The organism is Rhizorhabdus sp. GW822-FHT03C02 (assembly GCF_058801765.1).
Window position 1 is genome coordinate 58,273 of the sequence record NZ_JBXANN010000017.1, and the last position, 13,372, is coordinate 71,644.

The following is a 13,372-nucleotide window of genomic DNA, read 5'->3' on the forward strand; positions in this document are numbered from 1 at the left end:
CATGCGCCTCGCAATGATCGGCCTCGGCCGGATGGGAGCCAATATCGCACGTCGCCTGATGAAGGGCGGGCATGAGATCGTCGCCTTCGACCGCAACGAAAAGGCGGTGAGCGATCTTGCCGGCGAAGGCGCGATCGCGGCCGGTTCGATCGAGGATGTGGTGAGCAAATTTGCCAATTCCGAAAATGGAGGCCAGCGAATCTTCTGGGTGATGCTGCCGGCGGGCGCGCCGACCGAGGAGACGATCGCAACGCTGACCAAGCTCGCCTCCCCCGGCGACATCATCATCGACGGCGGCAACAGCTTCTACAAGGACGATATCCGCCGCGCCAAATCCTGCGCGATGAAGGATCTCCATTATGTCGACGTCGGCACCTCGGGCGGCGTCTGGGGGCTCGAGCGCGGCTATTGCATGATGATCGGTGGCGAGCAGGAGACTGTCGCGCTGCTCGATCCGGTGTTCGACACGCTCGCGCCGGGCAAGGGCGACATCGTCCCGACCAAGGGCCGCGACGCGCCCGACGACCGCGCCGAGCGCGGCTATATCCATGCCGGGCCCGCGGGCGCCGGCCATTTCGTCAAGATGGTCCACAACGGCATCGAATATGGGCTGATGCAGGCCTATGCCGAGGGCTTCGACATATTGAAGGGCAAGGCGTCGGAGAAGCTGCCCGAGGACGAGCGCTTCGACCTCAACCTCCCCGACATCGCCGAAGTGTGGCGGCGCGGCAGCGTGATCTCGTCGTGGCTGCTCGACCTCACCGCGATCGGCCTCGCGCAGGACCATGACCTCGAACAGTTCACCGGCCGCGTCGCCGACAGCGGCGAAGGCCAGTGGACGATCGACGCGGCGATGGAGGAAGCGGTGCCCGCCAATGTCCTGACCGCTGCGCTGTTCGCGCGCTACCGCTCGCGGGTCGACACGACCTTCGGCGACAAGCTGCTGTCGGCGATGCGGTTCGGCTTCGGCGGCCATGTCGAGATGCCCCAGTGACGAAGCCCGTGAGCAAGGCCGAACCCGCCAAGGTCGCCGCCGCCGAGGTGGCTCCGGCCGCGACCCTGGTGATCTTCGGCGCGATGGGTGACCTCACCAAAAGGCTGCTGACCCCGTCGATCCTCAACCTCGTGCGCGACGGGCTGATCGGCAAGGATTTCCACATCCTCGGGGTCAGCCATCATGACGTCGACGACGAGGCGCTGCGCGACAATCTCGAAAGCTTCATCGCCGAGAGCGACAAGACCGACGCCGACGCCAGCGATCCGGCGTGGAAGGCGCTGCGCAAGCGGATCACCTATCTCAAGGGCGGGTTCGAGGACGCCGCGACCTATGAGGCGCTCGCCAAGGCGGTGAAGGGCAATGCCGCCTTCTATCTCGCCACCGCGCCGGGCTTCTTCGGGACGATCGTCGATGGCCTCGCCGATGCGGCTGTGCTCACCGAAAAGGACGGGTTCCGCCGCGTCCTGATCGAGAAGCCGTTCGGGCACGACCTCGCCTCGGCGCAGGCGCTCAACCGGCAAATCCTCGCGCGGATCCCCGAAAGCCAAATCTACCGGATCGACCATTTCCTCGGCAAGGAAACCGTCCAGAACATCATGGTCGCGCGCTTCGCCAATGCGCTGCTCGAGGCGGTGTGGAACAGCCGCTATATCGACCATGTCCAGATCAGCGCCGCCGAGACCGTCGGGGTCGGCACCCGCGGCAAATTCTACGACGCGACCGGCGCGCTGCGCGACATGATCCCCAACCATCTGTTCCAGTTGCTGGCGATGGTCGGGATGGAGCCGCCGAACAGCTTCGACGCCGAGGCGATCCGCAACGAGAAGGCCAAGCTGCTCGCCGCGGTGCGCGGCCCCGAACCCGACCAGGTCGCCACCCAGGCGGCGCGCGGACGCTATCGGGCAGGCAAGGCCGGCGACGCGAAGGTGAAGGATTACCGCAAGGAGGATGAGGTCGCCGCCGACAGCCGCACCGAGACCTATGCCGCGATCCGGCTCGAGGTCGACACCTGGCGCTGGGCCGGCGTCCCCTTCTATCTGCGCACCGGCAAGGCGCTTACGGCCCGCGACAGCGAGATCGTCGTGACCTTCAAGCCGGTGCCGCCGGCGCTGTTCCGCGGCACCGACGTCGCGCGGCTGCCCCCCAACAAGCTCGTCCTGCAGGTCCAGCCCGACGAGGGGATCAGCCTCGACTTCATCGTCAAGAAACCGGGGCCGCTGGTCGAGACGCGCGAGGCGAGCCTCGATTTCCATTATGCCGACCATTTCCCGCTCGGCCACCGCACCGGCTATGAAACCTTGCTCTACGACGCGCTGATCGGCGACCAGACGCTATTCCAGCGCGCCGACATGATCGAGGCCGGCTGGGCGGCGGTGCAGCCGGTGCTCGATGCCTGGGGCAAGGCCGGAGAGCCCGAGGATTATGCCGCGGGCAGCGCCGGCCCCGCGGCGGCCGACGCGCTGATCGAGCGCGACGGGCGCCACTGGCACGATCTCGGCTGATGGTAGCGCACGGATGACCCGCCCGGTGAAGATCGCCGCATCGGTGCTCGCCGCCGACTTCACCCGGCTCGGCGAGGAGGTGCGCGCGGTCGATGCGGCCGGATCGGACTGGATCCATGTCGACATCATGGACGGCCGCTTCGTCCCCGACATCTCGTTCGGGCCGAATGTCGTCAAGGCGATCCGGCGCAGCACCGCCAGGCCGCTCAACGTCCATCTGATGGTGGTCGAGCCCGAACGCTCGCTCGCGCGCTATCGTGACGCCGGCGCCGACCATCTGCTGGTCCAGGCCGAACCAGGATCGACCGTTCACCTTCACCGGGTGCTCAGCCAGGTTCGCGAACTGGGCTGTCGTCCCGGGGTCGTCATCGATCCGGCGACCCCGATCGCCTGGATCGACCATGTCCTTCACCTCGTCGACATCGTGCTGGTGATGACGGTCAATCCCGGCTTCGGCGGCCAGGCCTTCCTGCCCGAGATGCTCCCCAAGATCGCCGACCTCCGCCGGCTCTGCGCCGAACGCGGGCTCGATCCGCATATCGAGGTCGATGGCGGCCAGGACCCCGATACGGTGCGCTCGACCGTGGAGGCCGGCGCCGACATCATCGTTGCCGGCACCGCGATCTTCGGCGCCGGCGACTATGCGAAGGCGATCGCCGATATCCGGGCCGCGGCAGGCTAGCCGACGAGCGTCTTTTCCGCCTCTTCGACGTTCGCGCCATGACCGCTGATCTCGGCACCGGCATCCGCCGCGAATTTCAGGTTCCACCAGGTCGCGCTCAGCGACAGCGCCGTCACCACCCAGAAGGCGATCGAGAAATCCTGCAGCGAGGGCGTCGCATGGCCGTTGACGACGGTCGCCAGATGCAGCGCGATCGCCGCGATGCAGATGCCCAGCGACAGCATCAACTGCTGGAAGGTCGAATAAAAGGCGGTCGCGCTGCTCATCTGGCGCTTGTCGACCCCGTCATAGGCGATCGTGTTGTAGGCGGTGAACTGGAACGACATGAAGAAGCCGCACAGGCACAAGGCGGCGAACATCGCCCACACCGGCCAGTCGGGCCGGAAAAAGCCGCATAAGGCATAGCCGAGCGTGGCGATGATCCCGTTCCACACCAGCGTCCGGCGGAAACCGAACCGGCGCAGCACCCGCGGCGCCACCCCCTTCATCGCCAGCGACCCGATCGACACCGCGACGGTGATCGTGCCGCTGCGCGCCGCCGAGAAGCCGAAACCGATCTGCATCATCAGCGGCAGCAGGAAGGGCTGCGCGCCCTGGGTGATGCGGGTGATCGACCCGGCGATCACCGACAGGCGGAAGGTTTCGTCGCGCATCAGCGACAGATCGAGTATCGCGCCCTCGCGACCGCGCGCATGGCGGACATAGACGATCCCGGCGACGAGGCCCGCGGCCACCAGCGCGGCGGCGACGAGACCTTCGCCCGGACGGCTCACCATCTCGAACCCGAACAGCAGACAGCCGAGCGACAGGCCGCTGAGCACGAAACCGGCGCGGTCGAACGGCGCCGGCCTGTCCTCCTTGATGTCGGCGATGAAGCGGCCGACCAGCCCGAAGCCGATGATCCCGATCGGCAGGTTGATGTAGAAGATCCAGCGCCAGTCGAGGAAGGTGACGATGAATCCGCCGAGCGGCGGGCCGATGATCGGGCCGATCATCGCGGGCACCAGCAGCCACGACATCGCATTGACCAGATCATGCTTGGCCACCGATCGCAGCAGCACGAGGCGGCCGACCGGGATCATCATCGCCCCGCCGATTCCCTGGACGAAGCGTGCGACGACCATCACCTCGAGCGTCGGCGCGACGCCGCACAACATGCTGCCGAGCATGAACAGCAGGATCGCCAGCCGGAAGATGGTGCGCGATCCGAACCGGTCGGCGAGCGATCCCGACGCCGGGATGAAGATCGCCAGCGCGAGCAGATAGGAGGTGAGCGCGATGCTCATCTGCGGCGGGCGCACCCCGAAATCGCGCGCCATCGTCGGCAGCGCCGTCGCCAGCACCGTCGCGTCGACGAACTCCATGAACAGCGCGCAGGCGATGATCAGCGCGACCAGCCGGTAATTGGCGCTCGATACCGGCGGGCCGGGATCGCTGACCTGCGCCAGCGCGCCGGCCGCCGGGACGATGCCGTCGCGGACCTCGGCGTTGACCGAGGCTATGCCCCGCCGCCGCGGCCTCAGCATCGGGCCTCGTCAGGGATCGGAAGGAAGGGCATAAGCGGCTTTCTGGTGCGCGAGGAAGGACGGCTCTCCGATATCGGGCCGTCCATCTGTCGCGCGAACGTGCCGTGACGATTTCCCTATAGGCAATGGGTTACCGAATGGAAACCGCCGGACATTCGCTGCGTTGGGCGGTTGGGACAAGCCCGTCCCCGACCGCTGCCCCCGGGAGAATCGAGCCGCCATGCCCGACTGCCTGCTGCTCGGCGATAGCATCGCGGTGGGGATCGCCGGGGTGCTCAATGCCGCCGGACCGATCTGCGCGCTGGCTGCGCGGGTCGGCGCGACCTCGGCCGAGCTCGGCCCGCAAATGGCGCGTGCGGGGCAATATCCGGTGGCGATCGTCTCGACCGGCACCAACGACCGGCGCGGCGCCGGGCTCGACGCCAATCTGCTGCGCACGCGCAGCGCGATGGGGCGGTCGCGGGTGATCTGGATCCTGCCCTATGACCGGCGTGCGGCCTATTCGGTGACCCAGGTCGCCTTCCGCTTCGGCGACGATATCGTCGACCTCGCGCGCTTCGGCAGCCGCGACGGCATCCACCCGGCGAGCTATCGCGCGCTGGCGGCGGCGCTACCCCGCTAAACCGCCTCCCCCGAGATCTTGACCGTCCCGATCGCCAGCCCGCGCGCGGACAGGCGATCGCGCAGGTCGGCGAGCCCGTCGCCATTGGCCACGCCGCCATCGTTCACCATCAGGTCGATGTCGAGCACGCCATCGGCGTTGCGGACGATCCGGGCGCCGGTCGCGGGCCAGGTCGAGCGACCGAATTCGACCCGCACCTCCTTGGCGCCCTTCTCGCGCTCGCGCAGCCAGAGCTGCGCCATCAGCTGGGCGAAGGCGGCCGGATCGACATGCGGCGCCGGCGCATCGGGGATCGGCATCGGCACCGGTGCGCCCGCCTGTCCGGCGAGCGCCATCCCCTGCCCGGCCTGCGATCCGTCGCGATCCTGGCGCGAACTGCCGGTCAGCGCCTCGAACTCGGCGGCAGCGCCATGGTCGCCGGCGCGTGCCGCCGCCCGCTCGGCCTCGCCCTTGAGCGCCGCCAGCCCCTGCTTCGTCGTCTTGCCCTGCAGCCCGCCAGGCTGCTGGCGCCGCGCCGCGGCGAAGGCGTCGGCCATCGCATGGACGTCGTTGGGGTTCGGCTGGGGCTTGCCGCCCGCGCGCGCATCGCCGCGCGGTTGCGCCGCAGGTGGCCGGCTGCCGGCTATCGTCGATCCGCTGGTCGTCACCCTCGCCTCCTCCGGCTGTCGTCGATCTCGGCCGCCGCCTGTTCCTCGCGCTGCGCCTCGATCCGGCGGTGAAGCGCCGCGCTATGATCGGCGAGCACCGCATGGCGCGCACGGGCGCGGATCATCGCATGGCGTCGTTCGTCCTCGGCCACCTGACACAAGCGCAGTGCCTCGGCGGCGTCGTTGGCGGCGCTGCGCGCGACGGCCTGCGCGAACAACGATCGTTCGACCAGCGCAAGCCGGGTCGGCGCGTTGCCGAGATCGGCGCCTAGCCGCATCCGATCCTCGTCGAGCGCGGTATCGGCGGCCTGCGCGCAGCCGGTCGCCTCGACAAGCGCATCGTCGGCGGCCTCGGACGCGGTGCGCGCGGCCGCGAGCGCGCGGGTCGCGCCCGCCATCCGCGCCTCGCGCAACCGAACGAGCAGCCGCGCCTGCTGGTGGCGCTCCACGCTCATGTCCCGACCCCGCGCAGCAGCATCAGCGAAGTCGCCATCGGTTCGCGATGATGCGCCTCCTGGCGCAACAGCGCCTCGATCTCGGCGCGTGATGCGATCGCCTTGTCGGCGACGCTGTCGGTGCCATGCTTATATTCGCCGACCTGGACGAGGAATTCGATGTCGGCATGTTTCGCCATCAGCGCGCGCACCCGCGTCGCCGCGGTGCGGTGATCGGCATCGGCGAGCCGCGGGAACAGCCGGCTGAGGCTGCCCAACACGTCGATCGCCGGATAATGACCGGCGGCGCCGAGCTTGCGCGACAGGATGATATGGCCGTCGAGGATCGAGCGGACCTCTTCGGCGACCGGATCGCTATTGTCCTCATCCTCCATCAGCACGGTATAGATCCCGGTGATCGAGCCATAAGCATCGGTGCCGGCGCGCTCGAACAGCCGCGGCAGTTCGGCAAACACCGACGGCGGGAAACCGCGCCGCACCGGCGGCTCGCCGGCCGCCAGCCCGATCTCGCGCAGCGCGCGGGCATAGCGGGTCGCCGAGTCCATCAGCAGCAGCACCTTGCGCCCCTGCGCGCGAAACCCCTCGGCGATCGCCGTCGCATGATGCGCGGCGCGCACCCGCTCCATGGCCGGCCGGTCCGAGGTCGCGCACACGATCACCGATCGCGCGAGCCCGTCATTGCCGAGGCTGTCCTCGATGAACTCGCGCACCTCGCGGCCGCGTTCGCCGATCAGCGCGATCACGATCACCTCGGCCGCGGCGAAGCGCGCGAGCATGCCGAGCAGGGTCGACTTGCCGCCGCCCGCCGCCGCGAAGATGCCGATGCGCTGGCCGGCGCCGACCGTCAGCAGCGTGTCGATCGCACGCACCCCGGTTTCGAGCGGGGTGTCGATCAGCGCGCGCGCCATCGGCTGGGGCGCCGGCGCATGGAGCGGGCGGCGCGCGAGATGTTCGGGGATCGGCCCGAGCCCGTCGATCGGCGCTCCGCGTCCGTCGAGCACCCGCCCGAGCAGCGCGTCGCCGAACGGCACATCCTCCTCGCCGCGCCGGACGATCACCTCGGCATCGGCCGAAAGCCCGCGCACATCGGCGAGCGGGGTGAGGATCGCCGCGGTGCCGACGATGCCGATCACCTCGGCGGGCACCGACTGGCCGGTCGCCGGTTCGATCAGCTCGCAGACCTGGCCGATCCGCGCGTCGATGCCGGTGACCTTGAGCGTGGTGCCGATCGCCTCGACCAGCCGGCCGCGCCGTTCGACCGTGGTCGCGCGGCGCAGGCTGTCGAGCAGCCCGTCGACGGCCGGCGTTGCGGGGGGATCGAGCAGCGTGTCATTCGCCACGGCCGGCCTCCCGCCAAGCGACATCGATCTGGCCAAGCTGGGTCTCGAGCCCGGCATGGGTATGCCCCAGCGCAGTCTCGACGACGCAGTCGGTACCGTCGAGCGCCGGATCGGCCTCGACCTTGAACGTCGGCCGGTCGACCAGCCGCGCCTGCACCGCCTCGACCGCGGCCGGCGGCACCCGGACCGTGGCGGCGGCATCGGGTGCGACCAGCGCCGCGGCGCGGTCGGCCAGCCCCGCGACGAAGGCGGGTTCGCCGATCTCGCCGGCGACCCGCCGGACCACCTCGATCGCCAGTGCGCCGATCTCGCTTTGGTGCCGGCGGCGTTCCTCGCCGTCGCGGATCGCCAGCCGGAACAGTTCGGCGCGCAGTTCGGCCTCGGCGGCGGCGCGCCCGGCGGCCATGCCCGCGGCGAAGCCTTCGTCATGCGCCGCGCTACGCGCCGCCTCGACCTGGCCAGCGATGTCCGATCGCAGCGCCCCCGCCTCGCCGAACAGCCCGATCGCGCTCTGGACCAGGCGCAATTCGGTGGCGGGGACCACCGGATCGTCGGCGACCAGCGTCGCGGCGCGGTCGGCGTGAAGAACGATGAAGCTCATCGCGCATCCTCCAGCACCGCGATCAGGCAGGCCGACGCGACCTCCGGGCCGCACGGGGCCGACGGCGTGGCGTCGAGCAGCGAACGCAGCCGTTCGGGCAAGGTCGCGCGCAGCATCGCGAAGCCCTGTGCGGTGAGATCGGGGGCGGCGACCGGATCGATCCCGGCGGGCGCACGATCGGCACGCTCGATCGCCCAGTCGACCGCCTCCTCGCCCGCCACCGCGGCATAGGCGCCGAGCCAGGCGCCGTCGATCGACCGCGCCAGCGCCGGGGCGAAGGCGAACAGCGCGGTGCGCTGGGCGATGCGCTGGCGCGCCGCGCGCGGCAGCCGCAACCAGCCCGGCGCGGTTTCGAGATCGGCGAAGTCGATCCGCGGCTCGTCGGCGCCGCCCAACCGGCGCAACAGCCCGGCGGCGCGGCGTTCGGCGGGCCCACCGTCGCGCGCGGCGAGGTCGCAGCCGATCGCGGCGAGCGCGCGGCGTTTCTCGGCGCCGGTCATGCCCCGCCTCCTTCGCGCCGGACGATCGCCCGGCGGCGCTGGTGCCAGCGACGGAAGCCCGGATAGGCGAGGAAGGCGAGGATCAGCACCCCGATCGGGATCGCCAGCGCGGTCAGGCTCGCCGCGACCACGCCACTGCCATTGCCGGCCTGCGCGCCCGGCAGCGGTTGCGCCGGGAAGGTTTCGACCGAGACATTGTCGTAGCTCAGCCCCTCGATCGAATTGACGACCAGCGCCTTCACCTTGCCGACCTGCGCGTCGATATTGGCGCCGGGCCGATATTTGATGAACACCGACGCCGACGACGGGCGCTGCGCATCGGCGAGCGGCTCGTTCTGCGGCAAGGCGAGGTGGACCCGCGCCTGCACCACCCCGTCGATCTGCGAAATGGTGTGCGACAATTCCTGGCTGAGGCCATAGACCAGCCGCGCGCGCTCCTCGGTCGGCGACGAGACGAAGCCTTCCTTCTTGAACACGGTGCCGAGCGTCGCGAAGTCCTCGCGCGGATAGCCCTGGGCGTGGAGCACCTCGACCGCCTTCGAGAAATCGCCCTGCCCGGTCGCGATCGTCCAGCCGGCCTCGCCCTCGTCCTGCTTGCTCGCCGATATGCCGGCGGCCTGCAGCACCGCGATCATCTCGTTGGCCTGCGGCTCGGACAGCTTGCTGTAGAGCTCGGCCTTGCCGCAGCCCGCCAGCGCTATGCACAATCCGATCAGGATCGGCCGGATGCGCTTGCCCAGGTTATCCATGGCGTCTCTCCTTCGTCCGCGAACGGTCCGGTCAGGACTGCTGGCGGAAAAGCTGCTGGATGCCGTCCGACGTGCGGTTGGCGATGTTCGAGGTCAGCTGGCAGTGGAACATGAACTCGTGGCAGCGCATCGTGAGCTGCACGACCTCGCCCGGGGTCATCTCGGTGCCCTTGGCTGATGCGGCCTGGGCATAGGCCGACACGTTGCGCGCCTCGCCATTGACCTTTTCGAGCTGTGTGAACATCGCCTTGACCGCCGGATCGAGCGCGTCGGGCCCTCCGACCTGCGGACTGGCGGCGGCGCTCAGCGACCCCTGGAAGCTGGTGATGTCGGCAACCGAGGCCGAAGGACCGGCCTGGATCGTCTGCAGCTCCTGCTGGAGCGGCTGGGCGGCGGGGGACATCCCCGCCGCCGCGATGGCGTCGATCGACATGATGTCCTCCCTCAGCCCTTGCGCGCCATCGTCTCGAGCGCCTTGCCGACGCTGTCGATCGAACTCGACGAACTGTTCGCCATGAAGCTCATCCGCAACGATTCGGTGGTCAGCTTGGTGATCTGCGACGGATTGTCCGATCCCGCGCTGATCGTGTCCGACATCTGCTCGATCCGCTGCGCCTGGCCGTCGAGGGTCTGGCCCCAGGCGTCGGCGAGCGCCTCGAACCAGGTGCCGGGTCCGTCGCCCTTGTTCAGGCGGCTGCTGGTCAGCGGGGTCGCGGCCATCATGCCGAGGCCGCTGGTGACGGTGGTGTTGGTCATCTCGCTTCTCCTTGCTCAACTTGCACTGGGATGGGTGGTCGTTCAGAAGCTCAGCCGGGTCTCGTGCCCGTTCTTTTCGAGCAGCACGTCATTGCCCTCGATGCCGACCAGCCGATGGCCGCTCGGCATCATCGCGCCTGCGAAATAGCGGGCGCCGTCGGCGGTCTGGATATAGGCAGGGTCCCCCGCGACGACGGTCGACACCTTCTTGGTCGCGTCGGCGACGGTGCGCACGGGTATGTTGTCCTCGGGCATCAGATCGTCGCGCACGACCACCTGCTGGACGTCCTGGACGTCGGCCTTGACCGCATGGACCAGCTTCTCGCGCTCGTCCGACGACAAGGGCGTGGTGCGCAGCTCGACGCTGGCATGGCCGATCGGCCGGGCGGTCGCCTGGAGCCCATGGATACGCGCGACGTCGGCGCTGGCCTCGGCGAGGTCCTTGCTGGTCTGGACGTCGACCTGGCCGGGAATATAGGCCGACCGCAGCACCTCCTCGACCTTGCGGCGATCGCCGTCGACCCCGACCACCCCGCTGACGATCACCCCGCCGGTCGCGGGACTGTTGGTCGCCTGGAGCTGGCCGAGCCCGACCTCGTCGAGCGCGCGTTCGACCCGCGACGCGCGATCGGGGCGGAAGCCCAGCGCATCCATCGTCGGACCGGCAGCACTCGCCGCCGCGAGCAGCACCGCGCCGCCGCCGAGCGCGGCGAGCCGCCAGCCTGTCAGCAGGTCGCCGGCCTTGTCACCGATCTTGCCGATCATCGTCATCGCCTGGTCGCCGATCGTCGGTGGCGGTGCCGGCGGGGTCGGGATCGCGACGGCGAGGCCACCGGCCTCGCCCCAGCGTGCGCTCGCCGGATCGCCCCAGGCGAGCGCGATCCCGCCGATCGCGAAGGGGACATAAGGCGGCAGCAGCACCGAATGGCCGGCCTCGACCGGCGACCCGAGCAAGGTCGCGCTGCCGCTCAGCACCGCGATCTGCGCGGCGCCCGACGGATCGATCGACAGATCGAGCGCGACGCCCTTGGCGACCGGATCGCGGATCACCACGTCCTGCCAATATTGATAGCCGATCGACAGCGTTCCGCTGGGCGGCAATTGCTTCTCGGTCCCGGCCAGGCGCCCGTTGAGGACGCGCAGGACGGGGGTGCCATCCTCGCTCATTGGCTCTTCTCCGCAGGTTTCGCCATGAAGGGCTGCGCGGCTTCGGTGGTGCTCGACACCGTCACGGGACCGACCCGTTCGGACAATGTCGCCAGCCGCGGGGTGATCAGGAACAGACGCTCGGTATGGCCGCGCTGCTTCGACCTGGTCTTGAACAGATTGCCGAGCAGCGGAATGTCGCCGAGCAGCGGCACCTTCGAGACATTGTCGACATCCTCGTCGACCGTCATCCCGCCGAGCAGCAGGCTCTCGCCGTTGAGCACCATCGCCTGGGTGGCGACGCTCGACCGTTCGACGATCGGGATGTTCTCGACCAGCGAGGTCGGGCTGATGCTGCCGTCCTCGATGTTGACGAGCACGCGGATCCGGGTCTGGTCATGATCGCGGAAGACATGTGGATTGACCCGAAGCACGGTGCCGGCGGTGACGTTGAACAGGTCGACCTCCTCGCGGCCGGCGACGCGGACGTAGAAGGTGCGGGTACGGTCGAACACCGCCTCGATGTTCGACAGCGTCATCACCTGCGGCCGCGAAACCACCCGGGCCGCGCCCTTTTCTTCGAGCGCGGTGATCCGGCCGAGAAATTCGCGCTGGCTGCCGATGATCGTCGAGATCGTGCCGCCGGCCGCCTGCGGGGTGATGTTCGAGACATTGTCGCGGCGCGATCCCGGGGTCGGCAGCAACCGCAGGTCGTTGGTGGTGCCGTCGCCGAACAACGCGCCGAAGCCGCCCGAGCCGAAGCGCCAGTTGATCCCGAGCTGACGCATCTTGTCGGTGTTGATGTCGATGATCGTCGCCTCGATCTCGACGAGCTGGGGTTCGACGTCGAGCGCGCGGATCAGCGAGTCATAGGAGGCCATTCGCTCGGGCACGTCGCGGACGATCACCGAATTGGTGTAGGGATTGGCCTGGATCCGGACGATGTCGCCGGTCAGCGGCGAACCGCCGTCGCCGCCGAGGACACCCGCGTCGCTGCTCGCCGGATAGAGGCCGCCGGGCGCCATGCCGAGCAGCGGGGTCTGCTGGGCATTGGGGGTGACCGCATCGAGCCCCAGCCCCTTGAGCCGCGGCTGGCTCTGGCGGACCGGGCGCGATCCGAAGGTCGGCTGGTTGCCGGGGCGCTGGTCGAGCACGAGATTCTGGATGATCGTCGCGAGGCCGGGCACGGTGACCTCGCGCCCGCCGGCGGCGACGGTGGTGTCCTCGGCACGCGCATAGCGCAGGTAGAAGACCCGGAATTCGAGCGACTGCGAGCTGCTGGTGCCATAATCGAGCCGCGGGCCGAGCCCCCCGAACCCGCCGCGCGCGGTACCACCGCCGCCGCCCTGCGCCAGCGCCGACACCTGCTCGACGAAGCGCGGGGTCCCGCTGGCGACGAGGCTGCCGTCGCCCGAGGCGCGCACCAAATTGCGCGGATCGGCCAGCCGCTGCGCCGCGACCTGGCGCATCACCCGCGCGGCATTGGCCTGGCCCACCGGCAGCGTCTGCACGGTGAGTTCATTGGCCGAATAGACGTAGACCGCGGCCCCGTCATAATAGCCGACCAGGTTGAACGCCTTGGCGACGTCGGCGAAGACCTTCGACGCGGTGCCGTTGAAGCTGCCGTTGACGGTGCCGGTCATCGACCCGCTGGTCACCACCGGCTGGCCGACCCGCGAGAACAGGTCGCGGACGAAGGCGGCGATCGGCTGATCGCGGGCGACGATCGACACCTGCTCCTGCGCGGCGGGCAGCGGCGCGGCCGCCAGCGGCGCCCCCGCGTCGAGGATGCCGACGGTCGCGGCGGCGGAAAGGATCAAGGCGCGCTGGATCGATTTCACGGGGGATG

At 69.5% G+C, this 13,372-nt stretch carries 15 protein-coding genes; 4 read left to right on the forward strand and 11 right to left on the reverse strand.

The window, feature by feature from the left end; translation table 11 throughout:
• Position 1 precedes the first annotated feature (1 nt).
• Genes gnd through rpe form a run of 3 tightly spaced genes read left to right on the forward strand, consistent with a single transcriptional unit; the run spans position 2 to position 3,181 of the window.
• Positions 2-994 (forward strand): phosphogluconate dehydrogenase (NAD(+)-dependent, decarboxylating), encoded by a 993-nt coding sequence (gene gnd, locus AC1RM6_RS27795; protein WP_493107409.1) that lies wholly within the window; start codon positions 2-4, stop codon positions 992-994.
• Positions 991-2,499, forward strand: coding sequence for a glucose-6-phosphate dehydrogenase (gene zwf, locus AC1RM6_RS27800; protein ID WP_493107411.1), 1,509 nt, complete (start codon positions 991-993; stop codon positions 2,497-2,499). Before gnd ends, zwf begins: the two co-directional genes overlap by 4 nt.
• A 13-nt stretch (positions 2,500-2,512) precedes the next feature.
• Positions 2,513-3,181, forward strand: coding sequence for a ribulose-phosphate 3-epimerase (gene rpe / locus AC1RM6_RS27805; protein WP_493107413.1), 669 nt, complete (start codon positions 2,513-2,515; stop codon positions 3,179-3,181).
• Here rpe and AC1RM6_RS27810 read toward each other — a convergent pair.
• Positions 3,178-4,707: an MDR family MFS transporter gene (locus AC1RM6_RS27810; RefSeq protein ID WP_493107415.1), complete on the reverse strand. Its 1,530-nt coding sequence runs from the start codon at positions 4,705-4,707 to the stop codon at positions 3,178-3,180. The two genes, rpe and AC1RM6_RS27810, sit on opposite strands and share 4 nt — an antisense overlap.
• Before the next feature lie 220 nt (positions 4,708-4,927).
• Here AC1RM6_RS27810 and AC1RM6_RS27815 point away from each other — a divergent pair, with 220 nt between their 5' ends.
• Positions 4,928-5,329, forward strand: a complete 402-nt coding sequence (locus tag AC1RM6_RS27815) for an SGNH/GDSL hydrolase family protein (RefSeq protein ID WP_493107417.1) — start codon at positions 4,928-4,930, stop codon at positions 5,327-5,329.
• Here AC1RM6_RS27815 and AC1RM6_RS27820 read toward each other — a convergent pair.
• The 10 genes from AC1RM6_RS27820 to sctC are packed head-to-tail and all read right to left on the reverse strand — an operon-like array spanning position 5,326 to position 13,364.
• Positions 5,326-5,976: a hypothetical protein gene (locus AC1RM6_RS27820; RefSeq protein ID WP_493107419.1), complete on the reverse strand. Its 651-nt coding sequence runs from the start codon at positions 5,974-5,976 to the stop codon at positions 5,326-5,328. The two genes, AC1RM6_RS27815 and AC1RM6_RS27820, sit on opposite strands and share 4 nt — an antisense overlap.
• On the reverse strand, positions 5,973-6,431 hold the full coding sequence (locus AC1RM6_RS27825; protein ID WP_493107421.1) for a hypothetical protein: 459 nt from the start codon (positions 6,429-6,431) through the stop codon (positions 5,973-5,975). Before AC1RM6_RS27825 ends, AC1RM6_RS27820 begins: the two co-directional genes overlap by 4 nt.
• Positions 6,428-7,771: a FliI/YscN family ATPase gene (locus AC1RM6_RS27830; protein WP_493107423.1), complete on the reverse strand. Its 1,344-nt coding sequence runs from the start codon at positions 7,769-7,771 to the stop codon at positions 6,428-6,430. Before AC1RM6_RS27830 ends, AC1RM6_RS27825 begins: the two co-directional genes overlap by 4 nt.
• The gene (locus AC1RM6_RS27835; protein WP_493107424.1) at positions 7,761-8,372 is read right to left on the reverse strand and encodes a FliH/SctL family protein; all 612 of its coding nucleotides are present in this window, start codon (positions 8,370-8,372) and stop codon (positions 7,761-7,763) included. The genes AC1RM6_RS27830 and AC1RM6_RS27835 overlap by 11 nt, the downstream gene beginning before the upstream one ends.
• Complete coding sequence (locus AC1RM6_RS27840; protein WP_493107426.1) at positions 8,369-8,872, reverse strand: hypothetical protein; 504 nt, start codon at positions 8,870-8,872, stop codon at positions 8,369-8,371. The genes AC1RM6_RS27835 and AC1RM6_RS27840 overlap by 4 nt, the downstream gene beginning before the upstream one ends.
• Entirely contained in the window at positions 8,869-9,621 is a 753-nt protein-coding gene (gene sctJ / locus AC1RM6_RS27845; protein ID WP_493107428.1) for a type III secretion system inner membrane ring lipoprotein SctJ, read from the reverse strand. Before sctJ ends, AC1RM6_RS27840 begins: the two co-directional genes overlap by 4 nt.
• Positions 9,622-9,652: 31 nt before the next feature.
• A complete protein-coding gene (locus tag AC1RM6_RS27850) occupies positions 9,653-10,054 on the reverse strand; it encodes a hypothetical protein (RefSeq protein WP_493107430.1) in 402 nt (133 codons plus the stop codon).
• Between the two features lie 11 nt (positions 10,055-10,065).
• Complete coding sequence (locus AC1RM6_RS27855) at positions 10,066-10,377, reverse strand: hypothetical protein (RefSeq protein WP_493107431.1); 312 nt, start codon at positions 10,375-10,377, stop codon at positions 10,066-10,068.
• A gap of 42 nt (positions 10,378-10,419) precedes the next feature.
• Positions 10,420-11,544, reverse strand: a complete 1,125-nt coding sequence (locus AC1RM6_RS27860; protein ID WP_493107433.1) for a SctD/MshK family protein — start codon at positions 11,542-11,544, stop codon at positions 10,420-10,422.
• On the reverse strand, positions 11,541-13,364 hold the full coding sequence (gene sctC, locus AC1RM6_RS27865; RefSeq protein WP_493107435.1) for a type III secretion system outer membrane ring subunit SctC: 1,824 nt from the start codon (positions 13,362-13,364) through the stop codon (positions 11,541-11,543). Before sctC ends, AC1RM6_RS27860 begins: the two co-directional genes overlap by 4 nt.
• Positions 13,365-13,372: the final 8 nt, after the last annotated feature.